Annotated in this window: 13 protein-coding genes and 1 pseudogene; 11 read left to right on the top strand and 3 right to left on the bottom strand. The window is 45.2% G+C overall.

The window, feature by feature from the left end; all coding sequences use genetic code 11:
* Positions 1-134: 134 nt before the first annotated feature.
* The 9 genes from BQ9856_RS11295 to BQ9856_RS11250 all read left to right on the top strand — a co-directional run bounded on the left by BQ9856_RS11295 (position 135) and on the right by BQ9856_RS11250 (position 14,371).
* Complete coding sequence (locus BQ9856_RS11295; RefSeq protein WP_077611121.1) at positions 135-1,856, top strand: VanW family protein; 1,722 nt, start codon at positions 135-137, stop codon at positions 1,854-1,856.
* 232 nt (positions 1,857-2,088) lie between these two features.
* The gene (gene nifJ / locus BQ9856_RS11290; RefSeq protein ID WP_077611120.1) at positions 2,089-5,628 is read left to right on the top strand and encodes a pyruvate:ferredoxin (flavodoxin) oxidoreductase; all 3,540 of its coding nucleotides are present in this window, start codon (positions 2,089-2,091) and stop codon (positions 5,626-5,628) included.
* 431 nt (positions 5,629-6,059) lie between these two features.
* Positions 6,060-7,427 (top strand): MATE family efflux transporter, encoded by a 1,368-nt coding sequence (locus BQ9856_RS11280; protein WP_077611118.1) that lies wholly within the window; start codon positions 6,060-6,062, stop codon positions 7,425-7,427.
* A 68-nt stretch (positions 7,428-7,495) separates the two neighbouring features.
* Positions 7,496-8,209: a DUF4397 domain-containing protein gene (locus tag BQ9856_RS11275; RefSeq protein ID WP_077611117.1), complete on the top strand. Its 714-nt coding sequence runs from the start codon at positions 7,496-7,498 to the stop codon at positions 8,207-8,209.
* Between the two features lie 89 nt (positions 8,210-8,298).
* Positions 8,299-8,724, top strand: coding sequence for a GntR family transcriptional regulator (locus BQ9856_RS11270; RefSeq protein ID WP_077611116.1), 426 nt, complete (start codon positions 8,299-8,301; stop codon positions 8,722-8,724).
* Positions 8,690-9,589, top strand: coding sequence for an ABC transporter ATP-binding protein (locus BQ9856_RS11265; RefSeq protein WP_077611115.1), 900 nt, complete (start codon positions 8,690-8,692; stop codon positions 9,587-9,589). Before BQ9856_RS11270 ends, BQ9856_RS11265 begins: the two co-directional genes overlap by 35 nt.
* Positions 9,564-11,750, top strand: a complete 2,187-nt coding sequence (locus tag BQ9856_RS11260) for a DUF6449 domain-containing protein (protein ID WP_077611114.1) — start codon at positions 9,564-9,566, stop codon at positions 11,748-11,750. Before BQ9856_RS11265 ends, BQ9856_RS11260 begins: the two co-directional genes overlap by 26 nt.
* Positions 11,751-11,822: 72 nt before the next feature.
* Positions 11,823-12,305, top strand: a complete 483-nt coding sequence (locus BQ9856_RS11255; protein WP_077611113.1) for a zinc ribbon domain-containing protein — start codon at positions 11,823-11,825, stop codon at positions 12,303-12,305.
* 149 nt (positions 12,306-12,454) lie between these two features.
* The gene (locus BQ9856_RS11250; protein WP_077611112.1) at positions 12,455-14,371 is read left to right on the top strand and encodes an LTA synthase family protein; all 1,917 of its coding nucleotides are present in this window, start codon (positions 12,455-12,457) and stop codon (positions 14,369-14,371) included.
* 130 nt (positions 14,372-14,501) lie between these two features.
* Here BQ9856_RS11250 and BQ9856_RS11245 read toward each other — a convergent pair.
* A pseudogene (locus tag BQ9856_RS11245) lies at positions 14,502-15,296 on the bottom strand (DUF362 domain-containing protein); the annotation flags it as partial.
* Here BQ9856_RS11245 and BQ9856_RS11240 point away from each other — a divergent pair.
* Positions 15,178-16,884 (top strand): LTA synthase family protein, encoded by a 1,707-nt coding sequence (locus tag BQ9856_RS11240; RefSeq protein WP_235839194.1) that lies wholly within the window; start codon positions 15,178-15,180, stop codon positions 16,882-16,884. The pseudogene BQ9856_RS11245 and the gene BQ9856_RS11240 sit on opposite strands and share 119 nt — an antisense overlap.
* 130 nt (positions 16,885-17,014) lie before the next feature.
* Here the strand turns inward: BQ9856_RS11240 and BQ9856_RS11235 are convergent, their stop codons facing one another.
* The gene (locus tag BQ9856_RS11235; protein ID WP_077611111.1) at positions 17,015-18,124 is read right to left on the bottom strand and encodes a DUF362 domain-containing protein; all 1,110 of its coding nucleotides are present in this window, start codon (positions 18,122-18,124) and stop codon (positions 17,015-17,017) included.
* A gap of 151 nt (positions 18,125-18,275) precedes the next feature.
* Between BQ9856_RS11235 and cls the strand changes: the two genes are divergently transcribed.
* On the top strand, positions 18,276-19,826 hold the full coding sequence (cls, locus tag BQ9856_RS11230) for a cardiolipin synthase (protein ID WP_077611110.1): 1,551 nt from the start codon (positions 18,276-18,278) through the stop codon (positions 19,824-19,826).
* A 59-nt stretch (positions 19,827-19,885) separates the two neighbouring features.
* Here the strand turns inward: cls and BQ9856_RS25215 are convergent, their stop codons facing one another.
* On the bottom strand, positions 19,886-20,251 hold the full coding sequence (locus tag BQ9856_RS25215) for a hypothetical protein (RefSeq protein WP_235839193.1): 366 nt from the start codon (positions 20,249-20,251) through the stop codon (positions 19,886-19,888).
* Positions 20,252-20,569 lie beyond the last annotated feature (318 nt).

The raw sequence follows: 20,569 nt of genomic DNA, 5'->3' as shown, positions 1-20,569 counted from the left end.
TTTTACGTTCTGTAAAATGTAGAAAAAGCGCGAAAAATTATTAAGAAAATTCATAAAATCGTAATAGCATTTCCCACAAAGTATGGTATACTACTCAATGTAATGCTACATAATCATGTAAAAAGGTGAAATAAATGAGTCAGGTAGATAACAGACAAAAAAGCGGAGGAAGAACCTATTCTTCCCAGAACGGAAGCAAAAGAAGCACGCCGGGAACGGGCCGCAGGACAAGCCAGTCCTACCGGACGAACAGTTCCTACCAGCAAAGACGTGGAAAGAAGAGAAAAAGAGGCCCTCAGTACGATATAACGAAGATACTTCTGGGAATCATTCTCGCTGTTGCATCCGTGATCTGTATTATGGCAGCTGTTAAATTTATCGGAAGCCATAAAGCGAAAGAGACGGAAGTGGGGACCACAACCGTTTCAGAGACGGATTTGCAGAAAGAAGTAAAGGTAGATGGAATCACCCTCACAGGTCTTTCCAGGGAAGAAGCCCGGGAAGCGCTTGATAAACAGTACCAGTGGGGGATGAAAGTTACCTATAAGGATGAAGAATACAAACTAAAGAATCTGATGGACAGCAAAGTGGAAGCCCTTTTGAAAGAGATTTATGAAGGGGAACCGAAGGAAAGCTACACCCTTGATACGGATGGGCTGGAAGAGGATGTTCAGGCTGAGGTGAAAGCCATTGCAGAAAAGTGGGATGTGGCAGCTAAGAATGGTTCCATCTCAGGATTTGATGACAATACCGGAAAGTTTATCTATTCCGGAGAGAAGAATGGGTTTGCCATTGACCAGGACAAGCTGACCGCTGATATTCTGGCGCAGCTTAAGGCGAAGAATTTCCAGGCTGATGTTCCGGCTTCCGGCAATGAGACCGCTCCGAAGATAACCGAAGCCCAGGCCAAAGAGATGTATAAGGTCATTGGAACCTATACCACGACTACCACCACGAATAAAGACAGGAATAAGAACATTGAACTGGCCTCCAATGCGCTGAACGGACTGATTCTGCAGCCGGGAGAAGAGTTTTCCTTTAATAAGGCAACTGGAGAACGTTCATCGGCGAAGGGATACCGTCCGGCAGGCGCGTATTTAAATGGAGAATTGATCGAGGAGCCGGGCGGCGGCGTATGCCAGGTATCTTCTACTTTGTACAATGCCGTCGTATTCTCAGGTCTGACGACAACAGAACGCCACGCTCACAGCTATGAGCCCTCCTATGTAACACCGGGAGAGGATGCCATGGTAAGCTTCGGCGGACCGGACATGAAGTTTGTCAATAATTCTTCCACCGCCATAGCCATCAGAACCAGCTTTGCGGACCGGAAGCTAAAGATCTCGATTGTAGGAATTCCGATTCTGGAAGATGGAGTCACATTGTCCATGACATCAAAAAAGACTGCGGAGCTGGATGCCCCGGCACCGGTATATGAGGAAGACCAGACGCTTCAGACGGGGGAGGAAAAGATTGCTAAGGCCGAAACCAAGGGAAGCCGCTGGGTGACCAATCTGGTGACCAAAAAGGATGGGGTTGTGGTAAGCGATGAGTTTTTCCATAACAGTACCTACCGCGGAAAATCCGCTACAATTAAACGGAATACTTCCGGAGTAGTCATACCGGCCGCGGATCCGTCAGGTACCGGTTCAGAAAGCGGGGCAGGAAATTCCGCGGAGACCGGGACGCCTCCGGCCAATGAGACGACAACTGCATCGGCGGATGCTCAGGGACCGGCAGATAAACCGGCAACCGGCGAAACCCAGGCGGGCCAGACCCAGGGACCGTCATCAACGACAGAGGCAGCTGACGGCAGCGGCCAGAATATTGTTCCGCCAAACCCTTTGAACCAATAAATAAAGCAAAAACAGCCAGGACTGGACAGAATATTCTATCCAGTCCCTTTTTATTTATGCGGACAAACTCGCAAAGCGTGTTTCTTCCGGTTGGATTGTTTCGAAAATAATACTTAAATTTCCTGTTTTAATATTTGCATTTTGTTGAATAATTGTTATAATAATGTCAGGTCACTTTCCCTATAGGGGAACCAATTTATACAATATTCACATTTGCAGGAGGAAATCAAGAATGGCAAGAAAAATGAAAACCATGGATGGTAACCATGCAGCAGCTCATGCGTCATACGCATTTACTGATGTAGCGGCTATTTATCCGATTACCCCATCTTCACCTATGGCTGAAGCTTCAGATGAATGGGCAACAGACGGAAGAACCAATATCTTCGGTCAGACAGTACAGATTACAGAGATGCAGTCTGAGGCAGGTGCAGCAGGTGCAGTACACGGTTCCTTATCAGCAGGTGCGCTGACCACCACCTATACCGCTTCTCAGGGTCTGTTACTTATGATCCCGAACCTGTATAAAATCGCAGGCGAGCAGTTACCGGGCGTATTCAATGTATCCGCACGTGCAATAGCCAGCCATGCTTTATCTATCTTTGGTGACCACTCCGACGTATATGCATGCCGCCAGACAGGCTGCGCCATGTTATGCGAATCCAGCGTACAGGAAGTTATGGACTTAACACCGGTTGCCCATATGGCAGCTCTGGAAGGAAAGGTTCCGTTTATTAATTTCTTCGACGGTTTCCGCACATCCCACGAGATTCAGAAGATCGAAACATGGGATTATGAAGACTTAAAAGAGATGGTTAATATGGAAGCAATTGACGAATTCCGCCGTCATGCGTTAAATCCAAACCATCCATGCCAGAGAGGTTCTGCTCAGAACCCTGACATCTTCTTCCAGGCAAGAGAAGCCTGCAATCCATATTATGATGCTCTGCCGGCAATTGTTCAGAAATATATGGACAAGGTTAATGCAAAGATCGGCACGGATTATAAGTTATTCAACTACTACGGAGCAGCTGATGCAGATCATGTAATCGTTGCTATGGGTTCTGTTAATGATACCATTGAGGAAACCATTGACTATATGACTGCAGCAGGCCACAAGGTCGGCGTTGTTAAAGTCCGCCTTTACCGTCCATTCTGCGCAGAAGCTTTGGTAAAAGCTATCCCGGATACGGTTAAGACCATTTCCGTATTAGACAGAACAAAGGAACCAGGTTCCTTAGGTGAGCCGTTATACTTAGACGTTGTTGCCGCTCTTAAGGGAACCAAGTTCGATCAGGTTAAGATTTTGACCGGACGCTACGGCTTAGGTTCCAAGGATACAACACCGGCTCAGATCGTTGCAGTTTATGATAACAAAGCAAAATCTCCATTTACCATCGGTATTGTGGATGATGTGACCCATCTTTCTCTTGAGACAGGTGCTCCGATTGTTACAACTCCGGAAGGAACAACAAACTGCAAGTTCTGGGGGCTTGGTGCAGATGGTACCGTAGGTGCGAACAAGAACTCCATCAAGATCATCGGTGATAACACGGATATGTACGCTCAGGCTTACTTCGATTATGATTCCAAGAAGTCCGGCGGTGTTACCATGTCCCATTTACGTTTCGGTCATAAGCCGATTAAGTCCACCTATTTGATCCGTCAGGCTAACTTCGTAGCATGCCACAATCCTTCCTATGTACGTAAGTACAACATGGTTCAGGAACTGGTAGACGGTGGTGTATTCTTGCTGAACTGTCCATGGGATATGGCTGGCCTTGAGAAGCATCTGCCGGGCCAGGTAAAGAAGTACATCGCTGATCACAACATTAAATTCTACACCATTGACGGTGTGAAGATCGGTATTGAGACCGGCATGGGTCCGACACGTATCAACACAATCCTTCAGTCCGCATTCTTTGAATTAACCGGAATCATTCCTGCTGAAAAGGCAAATGAACTGATGAAGGCAGCTGCTAAGGCAACTTACGGACGTAAAGGGGAAGAAATCGTTAAGAAGAACTGGGCTGCTATCGATGCCGGTGCAAAGGGTATCGTTAAGGTAGAAGTTCCGGAAAGCTGGAAGAACTGCACGGATGAAGGCTTAGACTATAAAGCCGTAACCAGCGGCAGACAGGATGTTGTTGACTTCGTGAACAATATTCAGACAAAAGTAAGCGCACAGGAAGGTAATTCTTTGCCTGTATCTGCATTCCGCGATTACGCTGACGGTTCCACCCCATCCGGTTCTGCTGCATATGAGAAGCGTGGAATTGCAGTTAACATCCCAGGCTGGGTTCCGGAAAACTGTATCCAGTGTAATTTCTGTTCCTACGTATGTCCTCATGCAGTCATCCGTCCGGTTGCTCTGACAGAAGAAGAGGCAGCTAAGAAGCCGGAGGAGATGAAGACTCTTCCTATGACAGGTATGCCGGGATATCAGTTCGCTGTGACAGTATCCGCATTTGACTGTACAGGCTGCGGTTCCTGTGCAAATGTCTGTCCTGGAAAGAAGGGCGAGAAGGCTCTTGTTATGGTTAATATGGAAGCGAATTGCGATGAGAAGCAGAAAGTATTTGACTTTGGCCAGACTCTGCCGATCAAGCAGGAAGTTATTGATAAATTTAAAGAGACAACCGTTAAGGGAAGCCAGTTCAAGAAGCCGCTTCTTGAGTACTCCGGTGCATGTGCAGGCTGCGGTGAGACTCCTTACGCGAAGTTAATTACCCAGTTATTCGGCGACAGAATGTATATTGCAAACGCAACCGGATGTTCTTCCATCTGGGGTAACTCTTCTCCATCCACACCTTATACCGTTAATGCCAATGGACAGGGTCCTGCATGGTCCAACTCCTTATTCGAGGATAATGCGGAATTCGGTTATGGTATGCTGTTAGCTCAGAACGCAATCAGAGACGGCTTAAAGGCAAAGGTTGAAGAAGTTATCAATTCTGAGAAGGCCTCCAATGAGATCAAGGCAGCCTGCAAGGAGTATCTGGATACCTTTGCAATCGGTGCAACCAATGGTTCTGCTACAGATAAGTTAGTTGCAGCATTAGAAGGCTGTGATTGTGATTTAAGCAAGGCAATCCTCAAAGACAAAGATTTCCTGGCTAAGAAATCCCAGTGGATATTCGGCGGTGACGGCTGGGCATATGATATCGGCTTCGGCGGTGTTGACCATGTTCTTGCAAGCGGCAAGGATATCAATATCATGGTATTCGATACCGAGGTTTATTCTAACACCGGCGGACAGTCCTCCAAGGCTACCAAGACAGGTGCTGTTGCGCAGTTCGCTGCCGGCGGTAAGGATACAAAGAAGAAAGACCTGGCAGGAATTGCCATGAGCTATGGCTATGTATACGTAGCACAGATCGCTATGGGTGCGGATTATGCACAGACAGTGAAAGCAATTGCCGAGGCTGAGGCATATCCGGGACCATCTCTGATCATTGCTTATGCTCCATGTATCAGCCATGGCATTAAGAAAGGCATGTCCAAGGCTCAGACAGAAGAGAAACTGGCTGTTGAGTGCGGTTACTGGAACAACTTCCGCTTCAACCCGGCTGCTGAGAAGAAGTTCTCCTTAGACAGCAAGGCTCCTGCATTAGAGGGCTATCAGGAATTCTTAAAGGGTGAGGTACGATATGCATCCTTAGCTATGAAGAATCCTGAGAGAGCAGCTGAATTATTTACGAAGAATGAGACAGATGCAAAGGAAAGATTTGAATATCTGCAGAAACTGGTTACTTTATACGGCAATGAATAATTGACTTAAGAGTAATCCAATATGCGCCCGGATGATTTCTTCCGGGCGCTATATATTATCAATTTTTTTCGGTATTATTTATAAAGAAGGAATGAAAACCATTCTTATGGCAGAAAAAAGCAGACTGTCACAGGGATGGTTTTTTTATTTCTTCTTAATGCTGTTGTCAGTATTCATTCATAATGTTTGGATGTTTGCCTTTTTTTGTAATTTTCATATTTATTTTACAATAGAAACAGGATATAACAAAGATATAATTCATCAAAAGTAAATAATAAATTTAGCTTTTATATATGAATTTGATCCATTTTTAATGAAAGATATCATCGGTTCATTTTTTGTTTTAAAATCACTTGCAAATATCCTGCTGAGAGTGTAAATTATGTTGATGTAGTAAACATGAATACGACAAGAAATGAGGAAATGACAGAATGGCTGACAAGAAAATGAAGGATATGACAGCGGGATCTCCCATGAAGCTGATTCTAAGCTTTTTGATACCCATGCTGTTTGGATTATTATTCCAGCAGTTATATAACATGGTGGATGCGATTATTGTAGGAAAATATTTAGGAGTAAACGCCCTGGCGGCAGTTGGTTCGACGGGATCTGTTAGCTTTATGATTATTGGCTTCTGCATGGGAGTGTGCAGTGGGTTTTCCATTCCTGTGGCTCAGAAATTTGGGGAGAAAAATGATTCGGCTTTGCGGAGATTTGTGGCCAACAGCGGCTGGCTGTCGCTGTTTTTTTCTATTGTAATGACCTCCATTGTCTGCGTTTTATGCCGTCCTATATTGGTATGGATGAGGACTCCGGAGGATATCCTTGATGGGGCTTATGCGTACATATTTGTTATTTTTATGGGGATTCCTGCAACCTTTCTTTATAATATGCTTTCCGGTATCATAAGGTCTCTGGGAGACAGCACTACACCTTTAATTTTTCTTTTCATGTCTTCTGTTTTAAATGTTCTGCTGGACTTATTTACGATTCTGGTACTGAAAATGGGTGTGGCCGGTGCAGCATGGGCGACGATAATATCACAGGGAACTTCCGGCATATTCTGCCTGTTTTATATGATAAAGAAATATCCCATTTTAAAAATGAGGGGAGAAGAGTGGAAGCCACATAAAATTTCAATGGAAATTCTTTGCGGCATGGGCATCCCCATGGGACTTCAGTATTCCATAACAGCAATTGGCAGCGTGATCCTTCAGACCGCGGTGAACAGCCTTGGCTCTGTGGCGGTTGCATCTGTTACGGCCGGCAGTAAAATCAGCATGTTTTTTTGCTGCCCATTTGACGCTATGGGAGCCACCATGGCTACTTATGGAGGGCAGAATGCAGGGGCCAAAAAACTGGACCGGATTGACCGGGGCATGAAGAATTGTATCCTTCTTGGGGCCGTTTATTCCATCATAGCTTTTGTGATCGTTTATTTCTTCAGCGATATCATCGCATTGCTTTTTGTTGATTCAGGTGAGGTAGAAATTCTAAAAGAAACAAGATGGTTTCTTCTGGGGAATACGGCTTTTTACTTTCCGCTGGCCCTTGTTAATATTGTACGGTTCATGATTCAGGGGCTGGGGTATTCCAAGCTGGCTATTATTGCAGGAGTTTGCGAAATGGCTGCCCGTTCCTTAGCAGGCTTTTGCCTGGTCCCTGTATTTGGTTACGGAGCCGTATGCTTTGCCAGCCCCATAGCTTGGATCGCGGCGGATGCATTTCTGATTCCGGCCTATAAGCATGTCATGAAAAGGCTGCATAAACTTTTCGCTCAAAAGGACAAAAGCATTTGAACCAGGACAGGCACTGGGTAGTCAGGTAAGAATAACTTACTATATAACTATCATAAAAGAGGGATTACATGGGCATTTTATCATATATGCAAAATCCATTGCCTGATTCAGAAGAAGACGAATCATCAGGCGGGAGTTCTGTCATTACCGTATTTCCTAAGCCAATTATCCCGTGTTATTATTGTGATTCCGCGCAAATTGGCCTTGTCCGGTTTCTCAATGCAGCCGCAGGCTATAATGCATTCTTTATTTATATTAACAATCAACTGGCAGTGAACGGATTGGATAATGGAGAGTTGAGCCAGTATGGCCGGGTTTCCGCAGGGTTACAAACGGTAACCATAGGCGGCCGGTATGGTTATGTTTATATTGAAAAACAGATTAATGTTCCAGTTGACGGCGCTGTCACTGTTGCAATCATCAATACGGATTCCGGACCGGATCTAATGGAAATTGCAGATATAAAATGCAATGGCGGCATTAACACAGGCTGCTTCCGGGTGTGCAACCTATCCATAACAAACCGCAGTATTAATGTTTTATTAAACGCCGGCCTTGTGACCTTCCCCAATGTAAATTACAAAGAAGTGACGAGCTTTCAGTATATCTTAACCGGCTATTATATGGTTTCCGTTTACAGCAGCGATGCTTATTCCGGAAATGTTCTTTTGAATTCCAACATTTATATAAGGGGAAATGCTTCTTACACCCTGTATGCGTTTAACTGGAACAATTCCCAGGATGCGATCCGGATCCTGATTGTAGAAGATAGAAGGGATTAGAAAAATCAAGCGCCTCTGGTTGACAAATCAGAGGCGCTTTGATATACTAACTGTATTAGATGTATTAATACGGTTGTTGGAGGTGAAATATGATACTGCTTGATTATAAAGACCGCAGACCAATATACGAACAGGTTGTAGAAAAACTTAAGGATCTTATGATATGCGGCGTACTGGAACAAGATATGCAGCTGCCTTCTGTCCGCGCCTTGGCTACAGACTTATCCATCAATCCCAACACCATACAGCGGGCTTATGCAGAGCTGGAACGGCGCGGATTTATTTATTCTGTGAAAGGAAGAGGCAGCTTTGTGGCGGACACCAGTTCCATTCGGGCGCTTAAGAACAGTGAACTGAAAAAGGAGCTGGGAAACTGGATCGAGGAGGCCAAGCGGGCAGGACTGACGGAGGATAAGGCCCATACATGGGTTGCAGAAGAATGGATAAAACAGGAATATCTGACAGGGGAGGAGAGAGAGGATGATAAAAGCAGAAAATCTGACAAAAAAGTTTGACGATATCATGGCAGTGGACCATGTTAGTGCGGAAATTCGGGATGGAAGTGTTTTCGGCCTGATTGGAACCAATGGAGCGGGTAAAAGTACATTTCTGAGAATGATGAGCGGTATATTGAAGCCGGATGAAGGAAGTGTCACCATTGATGGAGAACAGATCTTTGAAAAGGAAAAGGTGAAAAGCCGGTTTTTTTACATTTCCGATGACCAGTACTATTTTAACAATTCCACGCCGCTTGATATGATGGAGTTTTACAGCAGAGTGTATCCGGAATTTAACCGGGAGCGTTTCCATAATCTGTTGGGAAGTTTTGGGCTGGAAGTCAGGAGGAAGATCCATACTTTTTCAAAGGGAATGAAAAAGCAGCTGTCTGTCATATGCGGCATTTGTGCCAATACGGATTACCTTTTCTGCGATGAGACCTTTGACGGACTTGATCCGGTGATGCGTCAGGCTGTGAAGAGTATATTTGCCAATGATATGGCAGAGAGGAATTTAACACCTATTATTGCTTCCCATAATTTGAGGGAGCTGGAAGATATCTGTGATCATGTGGGCCTTCTCCACAGAGGCGGAATTCTTCTTTCTAAAGATCTGGATGACATGAAGCTTAATATCCATAAGGTGCAGTGTGTTTTAAGAGATGGGATGGCTGTGGAAGATCTGGCGGCACTGCAGCGGATTAAGACAGAAACAAGAGGAAAGCTCTATACCATAACTGTTCGGGGAACCAGAGAAGAAGTGGAAGGGGTGATGGAATCCTATCAGCCGGTATTTTATGAGATTATTCCATTATCTCTGGAAGAAATATTTATTAGTGAGACGGAGGTGGCAGGATATGACATCAAAAAGCTTATTTTTTAATCTGTTTCAGGAAGATGGCAAAAGACGCCTTTGGTCTATGGCACTTGCATTTTTGGCATTTTTCTTTACCTTTCCGGTGAGGACTGCTCTGATACTGGGGGATCAGATAAAACAAAAGGTTGTTTACCAGCATATGATATCCGGTTTAGAGGATTGGCTGGGGTTCCAGAATGGCTGGGTGGCAATGCTGCTGATCCTCCTGTCCCTTATCATGGGAGTAACCAGCTTTTCTTATCTCCATTCCAGGCAGAAAGTGGATTTCTACCATGGAATTCCCGTCAACAGGAAGCATTTATTCTGGGCAAATTACTTGAATGGTATTTTTATTCCGGCAGCTGTGTATGGGGCGAATTTGATTATCACCCTGGGGGTTATCGCAGTGAACGGTATTTCACCCATGGAAGTAACAGGGGCGGCCCTTACCGGTTTTCTGCTTTTTATAATCCATTACAGCATGATGTATTCCGTTACGGTGCTGGCTATGATGCTGACGGGAAATGTGCTTGTGGGCATTCTTGGTACCATGGTATTACAAATCTATTTCGTATGCGCCATTTTTGTTTTTGAATTATGTTACGGACAGTTTTTCTTTACCAGTTACCGGGGAGGCGGGGAACAATTTAACTTTTTGATGGATAAATGTTCCGCATTTGCATTGTTTATGGTCAATATAGACCGGCTGCATGCGGGAACTCCCTTGGAAATACAGGCGGCCAGGATTATCGCAGTACTGGTTGTGACAGCTGTTCTGACATTTCTCTCTTTCTGGGTATATAAAAAGAGAGGCTCAGAAGCTGCCGGAAAAGCGATGGCATTTAAGATCAGCATGCCGGTCATCCGGATTCCCATTGTGGTCTTATCGTCCCTTTGCGGAAGTATTTTTTTCTGGTTTTTACATTCCAGCATGGGCTGGGCGGTATTCGGACTGCTTTGCGGAATGTTTTTGTCGCACTGTGTTATAGAGATCATTTATCATTTTGATTTTCGTAAGCTGTTTTCCCACTGGAAGCAGATGGTGGTTTCTGCCGGACTGGCGGCATTCATATTCTGCACTTTCCGTTATGACCTGTTTGGGTATGACCGGTATATACCGGCTGAAAATGCCATTGAATCCGTTGCGGTTTCCATGCAGGATACAAACTACTGGGTTTCTTATGGAAGCCCGCGGCAGGATTTAATGGGAGATTATTATTGGGAAGACCAGGATTCGGACGATTATATTTTCAGCCATATGAAGCTGAAAGATACGGCTCCGGTTCTGGCTCTGGTACACGATGCGGTGGAGAGAAACCAGAAACTGAATCATGGAAACGGTCTTTTTGATGGCTGGGAGACTGAATCCGTGAATAGCTATAATTACTATTTTTCAGTAAAATATAATTTAAAAAATGGAAAGAGCATTTACCGATCCTATTCCCTGCCTTCCGATGAGGTTCGTCCGGAAATCGCAGAGATTTTTGAAAATCCGGATTATGTTAATGCGGTGTATCCGGTTCTTGCCCAGACACCGGAAGATACTGCGTGGGTGAGAGTGAGCCGGGGAGAGCAGACGAATATCGTCAGCCGTGACAGAAACGGAACAGAAAAAGCCATGACTGAAAAGTTACTTCTTGCTTATCAGGAGGATTTAAAAAACTTAAAGGCCGAGACCATGAAGAAGGAAAATCCAATAGTCACCATCCAGTTTTTAACGAAAAAACAGGCAGAGGCGGAAACAAAGCGGGAGGAGACTCAGAGTTCCTGGCAGTACAGCGATGTTACATCAAGAGGCTATTATCCGATTTATCCGTCCTTTAAAAAGACTCTGGAATTGTTAAAAGAGTGTGAGGCTGATGTGGACAGTTGGAACAACCTGAAAAATGTAGTGGAAATTAATATAGAGGGGGATCAGTTTAAGGCCTATAAATCCTCCCATGAGGCCGTGGAATCACAATACTTAACGATTACGGACCAGGTTCAGATTGAACAGATTATGGCCCAGGCAGTGATTGAAGAGTACTCAAGCATGAATCCTTTTGGAAACAGACGGGATGAGCGCGTCAGTTTTTCAGCTGTCACAGGCTCCGGTGGAAGTAAGAGTGTGATTCGTTGTACAGTCTCACTGGATCAATTGCCTGAGAGCGTGAAAGAAGAGATCGAGAGGATAAAAAAGGGCGTGTAAGCAGTCTTTCATTGACTTTTTCTCCCAATGAAGTTAAAATAATAGGAGTAAAAGTCAAAGGAGGAATCGCGGATGGCATTTTTTGAAGAGCTGGGAAAGACACTTAGTGATACCGGCAAAGAGGTTGCAACGAAGGCAAAAGCGCTGACTGAGACGATACAGTTAAAGACACAGATCAGTGCAGAGAAAACTAAGCTGGAAGAAGCTTATGCAGTCATCGGCAAACAATTCTATGAAGCCAACACAGAGCCGGAGGAAGCTTATAAAAAGGCTTATGAAGCTGTCAGGGCCAGCCGGGAGAGAATTGCCGCTCTGGAGATTGAACTGACCCAAAGCGAGGGAACCCGTATCTGCGCGGAGTGTGGAGCCAAAGTTTCAAAGAATTCCTTTTACTGTGGAAAGTGCGGTGCACCTGTGAAGGAAGCAGCATCAAATCCGGGAACAGAAGAAGCGAGTGAAGAGGAAAAAGAGCAGGCAGCTTTTGCAGAGGAGGAGAATCCGGCAGCTGGAATTAATGCGGTTAATGAAGACGCATTTGAATCTACAGAAGAATAAGAACCGTTACTTAAGAGGCCGGCCTGGAATAGAGCCGGCTTCCCTTTTTTGTTAATTTTTGCTTTTTAAAAAAAGGTATGTAAATTTCCTGTAAAATGTGGTAGACTAGACCCGACTCTGAAAAGAAATAAGATACAAAGGAGCATATCATGAAACCACATATCAGATGGCTGGGAAGGATTTTCGCCTTTTCTGCCATGATAAATGTTTTTATTGAGCTTGCCAGCAGAAAATCTCTGATGAACCTTGGCGCTTATGTATGGGGCAGCCTGTTGATTTTCCTGTTAAATACGATCATCATTGCGCTTCCATTTACGGTTTTGTTTGTAACGAAGCACAAGGCTTTTGCATGCATCACCATTTCCGTGATATGGCTTTTCATGGGGGTGGTAAACGGCATTCTGCTTATCTTCCGTACTACGCCTTTTACTGGGGCGGATTTTCGGCTGGTGAAGTATGCGGTTAGTCTGGCCACTGTTTATTTTACCTGGCTGCAGATCATACTGATTGGGTCCGGCATTGCATTTTCAATTGTTTTCTTAATATTTGTCTGGCGTAAAGCCCCTGTATCAAAGGATAAGGTCCGTTACGGAGCTGGGGCAGGTTTCATAGCCATAAGTACGGTTATTGTGCTGGGGCTGACAAGTGCGGCCATGAAAACGAACCTGGTAGCAGTTCATTTCGGCAATATTGGGGAGGCATTCCGGACCTATGGGTTTCCATATTGCTTTTCCAATTCCCTTTTTAATACGGGAATCTCCAAACCGGAGGGATACGGGACCGAGACGATGGAGACGATCCGGGAGGAGGAGCTGGTTCCGGAGAATACATATGCCTTGTCCGAGGATACAAAACCCAATGTGATCATGATTCAGCTGGAGTCCTTTTTTGACCCTTCCTTATGGAAAAATAACCCTGTTAACTATGATCCGATCCCATTTTTCCATCAGCTGCAAAAAAATTATCCGGGAGGCTATATAAGCGTTCCTTCTGTCGGCGCGGGCACTGCAAATACGGAATTTGAGTCCATTACAGGAATGAATCTGGACTTTTTCGGGCCTGGTGAGTATCCATATAAGACGGTGTTAAAGAAAACCTCCTGTGAAAGTATTGCATTTGATTTGAAAAATTTAGGATACAGTGCCCATGCCATACATAACAATGAAGCCACCTTTTATGACCGGAACCGGGTGTTTTCGCAGCTTGGCTTTGATACGTTTACCCCGATTGAATACATGAATAATGTGGAGCGGAATCCTACCGGCTGGTGCAAGGATAAGATTCTCACCGGTGAGATCATAAAAACGCTGGATTCCACTCCAGGTCCTGATTTTATTTATACCATATCGGTTCAGGGGCATGGAAAATATCCGGATTTTGAATATTACTGCCAGCAAATCGGGGAAATGGACGAGTTTATCCGTTCGCTTGTCAATACCTTACGGACCAGGAAAGAGCCGATCGTGCTGGTCATGTACGGGGATCATCTGCCGGGCTTTGAGTGGTCGGAAGATGAGATGAAGAACCACTCCCTGTTTCAAACGGAATATGTAGTCTGGAATAACATGAACCTTCCGCTGGAGAAAAGAAATGTGGAAGCCTATCAGATTTCGGCCCATGTACTTGATATGCTGGGCATTCATGAAGGAACCATGATGCGGTTTCACCAGAAGTATTTAAACAATCCAAAAGCGAAGGAAGAAAGCTATTTAGAGGACATGAAAACCCTGGAATATGACATCCTTTATGGCGGCCGCGAGGTTTATGGAGGTGAGAGCCCTTATGAGCCGACGAAGCTTAAAATGGGTATTGATGATATTACCATAGATAATGTTGTGTACAATGATTCCAATTTGTTGATTTACGGGGAGAATTTTACTCCTTATTCTAAGATCTGCTTCGATGGGAAAGCGGTGGATACCACATTTGTCTGGCCGGAGCTCATCATAGCCAAAAATGTTCCTGAAAAAAAGGTGGCTGATTCGGAAATCTCTGTATGGCAGATTGGAAGGGATAAGGTCCCCCTCGGGGAAAATGGAACGTATCGTATGAGTTTGGACGATTGAGGATGTGAAAGGAAAGTTACTTTGATTCCGTTCGAAAGTGATAATGGGGAGAGGGCCCGTGTTTTATGTGCTCTCTCCCCTACATTTGTTAACCCGTTTCAAACAAGCAGCGCACTCCTATCAGGATTTTTTACGACAGATGAATCAATTCATATTCTGCGCTGCCCAGACCTATTTTCACGGCGTGTTCTATGGAAGTTTTCCAGTTTGTGTCCGGATGGGTGTCTTTGAAGTGGTCATGATGATGGCTTCCGTGCTTCTCCAGAATACTTCCTGCGATAACCGGCTGGCGGTTTACGGCATCAACACAAGCCATATCCAGAGCTACCGGGTCAAAGGAGGCAAACATGCCCACATCCGGGATAATGGGAATATCATTTTCAGCATGGCAATCGCAGTATGGGGAAACATCCATGACCAGGCTGATATGGAAGCTTGGGCGGTCCTTGATAACTGCCTGGGTGTATTCCGCTATTTTGCAGTTTAAGATATCGTTGGATTCATCACAATCCGATTCTACGGCATCTACCGGGCAGACCCCGATGCAGCGGCCGCATCCGACACAGCGGTTATGGTCAATGGAAGCCTTTTTTTCATGGAAGGAGATGGCGCTGTGGGCGCAGTTTTTTTCACAGGCATGACAGCCGATGCAGGTTTCCACAGTTACGTGTGGTTTTCCGGCGTTATGCATTTCCATTTTTCCTGCCCGGGAGCCGCAGCCCATACCAATGTTCTTTAAGGCACCGCCGAATCCGGTGCTTTCATGTCCCTTAAAGTGGGTAAGAGAGATAAAGATGTCGGCATCCATGACGGCACGTCCGATTTTGGCTTCCTTTATGTATTTCCCATTTATGGGAACCAGGATTTCATCGGTCCCTTTTAAACCGTCGGCGATTAGGACATGGCATCCCGTCGAAAAGGGGGANTATTTTACCTGGCTGCAGATCATACTGATTGGGTCCGGCATTGCATTTTCAATTGTTTTCTTAATATTTGTCTGGCGTAAAGCCCCTGTATCAAAGGATAAGGTCCGTTACGGAGCTGGGGCAGGTTTCATAGCCATAAGTACGGTTATTGTGCTGGGGCTGACAAGTGCGGCCATGAAAACGAACCTGGTAGCAGTTCATTTCGGCAATATTGGGGAGGCATTCCGGACCTATGGGTTTCCATATTGCTTTTCCAATTCCCTTTTTAATACGGGAATCTCCAAACCGGAGGGATACGGGACCGAGACGATGGAGACGATCCGGGAGGAGGAGCTGGTTCCGGAGAATACATATGCCTTGTCCGAGGATACAAAACCCAATGTGATCATGATTCAGCTGGAGTCCTTTTTTGACCCTTCCTTATGGAAAAATAACCCTGTTAACTATGATCCGATCCCATTTTTCCATCAGCTGCAAAAAAATTATCCGGGAGGCTATATAAGCGTTCCTTCTGTCGGCGCGGGCACTGCAAATACGGAATTTGAGTCCATTACAGGAATGAATCTGGACTTTTTCGGGCCTGGTGAGTATCCATATAAGACGGTGTTAAAGAAAACCTCCTGTGAAAGTATTGCATTTGATTTGAAAAATTTAGGATACAGTGCCCATGCCATACATAACAATGAAGCCACCTTTTATGACCGGAACCGGGTGTTTTCGCAGCTTGGCTTTGATACGTTTACCCCGATTGAATACATGAATAATGTGGAGCGGAATCCTACCGGCTGGTGCAAGGATAAGATTCTCACCGGTGAGATCATAAAAACGCTGGATTCCACTCCAGGTCCTGATTTTATTTATACCATATCGGTTCAGGGGCATGGAAAATATCCGGATTTTGAATATTACTGCCAGCAAATCGGGGAAATGGACGAGTTTATCCGTTCGCTTGTCAATACCTTACGGACCAGGAAAGAGCCGATCGTGCTGGTCATGTACGGGGATCATCTGCCGGGCTTTGAGTGGTCGGAAGATGAGATGAAGAACCACTCCCTGTTTCAAACGGAATATGTAGTCTGGAATAACATGAACCTTCCGCTGGAGAAAAGAAATGTGGAAGCCTATCAGATTTCGGCCCATGTACTTGATATGCTGGGCATTCATGAAGGAACCATGATGCGGTTTCACCAGAAGTATTTAAACAATCCAAAAGCGAAGGAAGAAAGCTATTTAGAGGACATGAAAACCCTGGAATATGACATCCTTTATGGCGGCCGCGAGGTTTATGGAGGTGAGAGCCCTTATGAGCCGACGAAGCTTAAAATGGGTATTGATGATATTACCATAGATAATGTTGTGTACAATGATTCCAATTTGTTGATTTACGGGGAGAATTTTACTCCTTATTCTAAGATCTGCTTCGATGGGAAAGCGGTGGATACCACATTTGTCTGGCCGGAGCTCATCATAGCCAAAAATGTTCCTGAAAAAAAGGTGGCTGATTCGGAAATCTCTGTATGGCAGATTGGAAGGGATAAGGTCCCCCTCGGGGAAAATGGAACGTATCGTATGAGTTTGGACGATTGAGGATGTGAAAGGAAAGTTACTTTGATTCCGTTCGAAAGTGATAATGGGGAGAGGGCCCGTGTTTTATGTGCTCTCTCCCCTACATTTGTTAACCCGTTTCAAACAAGCAGCGCACTCCTATCAGGATTTTTTACGACAGATGAATCAATTCATATTCTGCGCTGCCCAGACCTATTTTCACGGCGTGTTCTATGGAAGTTTTCCAGTTTGTGTCCGGATGGGTGTCTTTGAAGTGGTCATGATGATGGCTTCCGTGCTTCTCCAGAATACTTCCTGCGATAACCGGCTGGCGGTTTACGGCATCAACACAAGCCATATCCAGAGCTACCGGGTCAAAGGAGGCAAACATGCCCACATCCGGGATAATGGGAATATCATTTTCAGCATGGCAATCGCAGTATGGGGAAACATCCATGACCAGGCTGATATGGAAGCTTGGGCGGTCCTTGATAACTGCCTGGGTGTATTCCGCTATTTTGCAGTTTAAGATATCGTTGGATTCATCACAATCCGATTCTACGGCATCTACCGGGCAGACCCCGATGCAGCGGCCGCATCCGACACAGCGGTTATGGTCAATGGAAGCCTTTTTTTCATGGAAGGAGATGGCGCTGTGGGCGCAGTTTTTTTCACAGGCATGACAGCCGATGCAGGTTTCCACAGTTACGTGTGGTTTTCCGGCGTTATGCATTTCCATTTTTCCTGCCCGGGAGCCGCAGCCCATACCAATGTTCTTTAAGGCACCGCCGAATCCGGTGCTTTCATGTCCCTTAAAGTGGGTAAGAGAGATAAAGATGTCGGCATCCATGACGGCACGTCCGATTTTGGCTTCCTTTATGTATTTCCCATTTATGGGAACCAGGATTTCATCGGTCCCTTTTAAACCGTCGGCGATTAGGACATGGCATCCCGTCGAAAAGGGGGAAAATCCGTTTTCGTAAGCAGTATCTAAATGATCCAGGGCATTTTTCCGGCTTCCTACATATAAGGTGTTGCAGTCCGTTAAAAATGGCTTTCCACCCTGAGATTTTACAAGGTCCACCACTACTTTCGCATAATTGGGACGGAGAAAGGATAAGTTCCCTAATTCGCCAAAATGGATTTTGATGGCCGCATATTTGTTCTGAAAGTCAATCTGGTTCAGCATCCCAGCTGTTTTTATAAGCCTTTTAAGCTTTTGCGGAAGGTTTTCCCGGAAAGTAACGTGAAAATTTGTGTAGTAAACCTTTGATTTTTCCATAAACGGTCTCCTTTTGATAATTTTTATTATTTGATATTATACTTTAAATAAATGAGTAATTCAAGAAGCTGCGCAAAGTGTTGCAAGAAAATGGGACAGGCTGTATAATTAAGATGATACAAAATGAATCAGCAGCATGGAGGTGCAGAAGATGAGACGGATCAGGGGAATGCTACGGATTATTTTTGGACGGACGACGTTTGCGGCTATTTCTCTTATCGTTCAAGTGGTTATTTTAGCTGCCGGGTACCGCTTTTTAAGCCACTATATGGCGTATTTTTATGGCGGATTTACCCTGCTTAGCGCACTTGTTATTATTTATATTCTGAACAAAGAGGAAAATCCCAGCTTTAAACTGGCCTGGATGGTACCGATCGCGGCTGTTCCTGTGTTCGGGACACTTTTTTATCTGTTTGTAGAGTTCCAGATTGTAGGAAAGCTGATGGATAAAAGGCTGCGCATCAACATTGAAAATACAGAAGGTTATATGGCACAGAACCCACGGGTAATGGAAAGCTTGTCCAGGGTCAGCAGGCGAAATGCCAATCTGGCTTTTTATATAAAGAATTCGGGTCATTATCCGGCTTATACCAATACTAATGCGAAATATTTACCCTCGGGAGAGGCCATGTTCGAAGAGATGAAAAAGGAATTGGAAGGAGCAAAACGATTCATTTTCATGGAGTTTTTCATTGTAGAACGTGGGGAGATGTGGAATGCGATCCTGGAGATTCTGGAACGAAAAGTGAAGGAAGGGGTGGAAGTCCGGTTTATGTATGACGGTATGTGTTCCCTGATGCTTCTGCCTTATGGCTATCCAAAGGAATTGCAGGAAAAAGGAATTAAAGCAAAGGTTTTTTCACCTATCAAGCCAGCATTTACCACTTATCAGAATAACCGGGACCATAGAAAGATACTTGTGGTGGATGGCCATACAGCCTTTACAGGCGGCATAAATCTGGCGGATGAATACATTAACAGGCGAGTGCGCTTCGGTCATTGGAAGGATACCGGAATCATGCTGAAGGGGGATGCTGTCACCAGCTTTACCATGATGTTTTTACAGCTGTGGAATATATCCGAAAAGGAACCGGAGGATTATGGCAGTTATTTGAGAGATCCGGAATATTATTATCCTTTGGAGCTGAATATGGATGGATTTGTTATTCCATATGGGGACAGTCCTTTGGATCAGGAAACAATGGGAGAGCAGGTTTACTTAGATATCATCAATTCTGCCCGGTATTATGTCCATATTATGACACCATACCTGATTCTGAACTATGAAATGGTCCAGGCCCTTACCTTTGCTGCCAAGCGTGGAGTGGAGACCATTATCATCATGCCCCGTATACCGGATAAAAAATATGCGTTTCTTCTTGCAAAGTCTCATTATGAGGAATTAATAAGAGCAGGAGTCCGGATTTGCCAGTATATGCCCGGTTTTATGCATGCCAAAGTCTTTACCAGCGATAGCACAAAAGCAGTTGTGGGAACCATTAATATGGATTTTCGAAGCCTTTACCTTCATTTTGAATGTGCAGCTTACATCTATCGCAATGAAGTTATCCGGGATATAGAGTGTGATTTCCAGGATACATTGGCTCAGTGCCGGAGGGTCACTTTGGAAGATTGCAGAAATTATCCCTGGTACGAGAAAATTGCGGGTCGTACGTTGCGGTTATTTGCTCCGCTTATGTGATATAAGATATGCGCCGGAAGTTTGATTCCGGCGCATATTTTTCCCTAGGTTTTATTTCACTACAGAGGTGTAACTTCAACAATAACCATGTTAGCAATAACGGGGGTTGAACCGAAGAATACGGTTTGGCCAGTCGTGTTAACAATTGCAACTGTGGCTGGAACCGCACCTACTGTGACGAGTGCAATTCCGTTAAGCTGTCCGGTTACAATTGGTGAACTTGCAGATACACCGCCGCTGCCATTTACCTGTGCTGTAAATTCTACAAAAGTGGATGGTCCTGCACCGTCTGTAGATATCCACCAGGATACATAGTAAACGCCTGGTGCAGTGATCGTTGCAATTCCTGTAGCGGTATTGTAAGAAATATTGGCACTCTGGTCGGTTAAAACAGTATTAAATAGTACGGGGCTTCCATTTGCCACAACTGTTGCTGCGGTAAGCTGTACTTCGATTCCCCTTAACTCAGAATTAGGTCCAGTAGGTCCAGTAGGTCCGGTCGGTCCGGTGGGTCCAGTAGGTCCGGTGTCGCCAGTAGGCCCGGTCGGTCCAGTACCGCCAGTAGGTCCGGTAGGCCCAGTGTCACCAGTAGGTCCAGTAGGCCCGGTGTTGCCGGTAGGTCCAGTAGGTCCGGTGTCGCCAGTAGGCCCGGTCGGTCCAGGGTCGCCGGTAGGCCCGGTAGGTCCAGTAGGTCCAGTAGGTCCAGTGGGTCCGGTAGGTCCGGTAGGTCCAGTAGGTCCAGT

This window comes from Clostridium sp. Marseille-P2415, from assembly GCF_900155545.1.
Lineage (GTDB): Bacteria > Bacillota > Clostridia > Lachnospirales > Lachnospiraceae > Lacrimispora.
Note: the sequence above shows the minus strand (reverse complement) of the source record. Positions and strands in the feature narration are given on the sequence as shown.

Coding starts and splice junctions, on each gene's coding strand:
- BQ9856_RS11235 (WP_077611111.1), bottom strand. CDS start 18,124: ATGGAAAAATCAAAGGTTTACTACACAAATTTTCACGTTACTTTCCGG.
- BQ9856_RS11260 (WP_077611114.1), top strand. CDS start 9,564: ATGACATCAAAAAGCTTATTTTTTAATCTGTTTCAGGAAGATGGCAAA.
- BQ9856_RS11295 (WP_077611121.1), top strand. CDS start 135: ATGAGTCAGGTAGATAACAGACAAAAAAGCGGAGGAAGAACCTATTCT.
- BQ9856_RS11280 (WP_077611118.1), top strand. CDS start 6,060: ATGGCTGACAAGAAAATGAAGGATATGACAGCGGGATCTCCCATGAAG.
- BQ9856_RS11250 (WP_077611112.1), top strand. CDS start 12,455: ATGAAACCACATATCAGATGGCTGGGAAGGATTTTCGCCTTTTCTGCC.
- nifJ (WP_077611120.1), top strand. CDS start 2,089: ATGGCAAGAAAAATGAAAACCATGGATGGTAACCATGCAGCAGCTCAT.
- BQ9856_RS11275 (WP_077611117.1), top strand. CDS start 7,496: ATGGGCATTTTATCATATATGCAAAATCCATTGCCTGATTCAGAAGAA.
- BQ9856_RS11255 (WP_077611113.1), top strand. CDS start 11,823: ATGGCATTTTTTGAAGAGCTGGGAAAGACACTTAGTGATACCGGCAAA.
- BQ9856_RS11265 (WP_077611115.1), top strand. CDS start 8,690: ATGATAAAAGCAGAAAATCTGACAAAAAAGTTTGACGATATCATGGCA.
- BQ9856_RS11270 (WP_077611116.1), top strand. CDS start 8,299: ATGATACTGCTTGATTATAAAGACCGCAGACCAATATACGAACAGGTT.
- cls (WP_077611110.1), top strand. CDS start 18,276: ATGAGACGGATCAGGGGAATGCTACGGATTATTTTTGGACGGACGACG.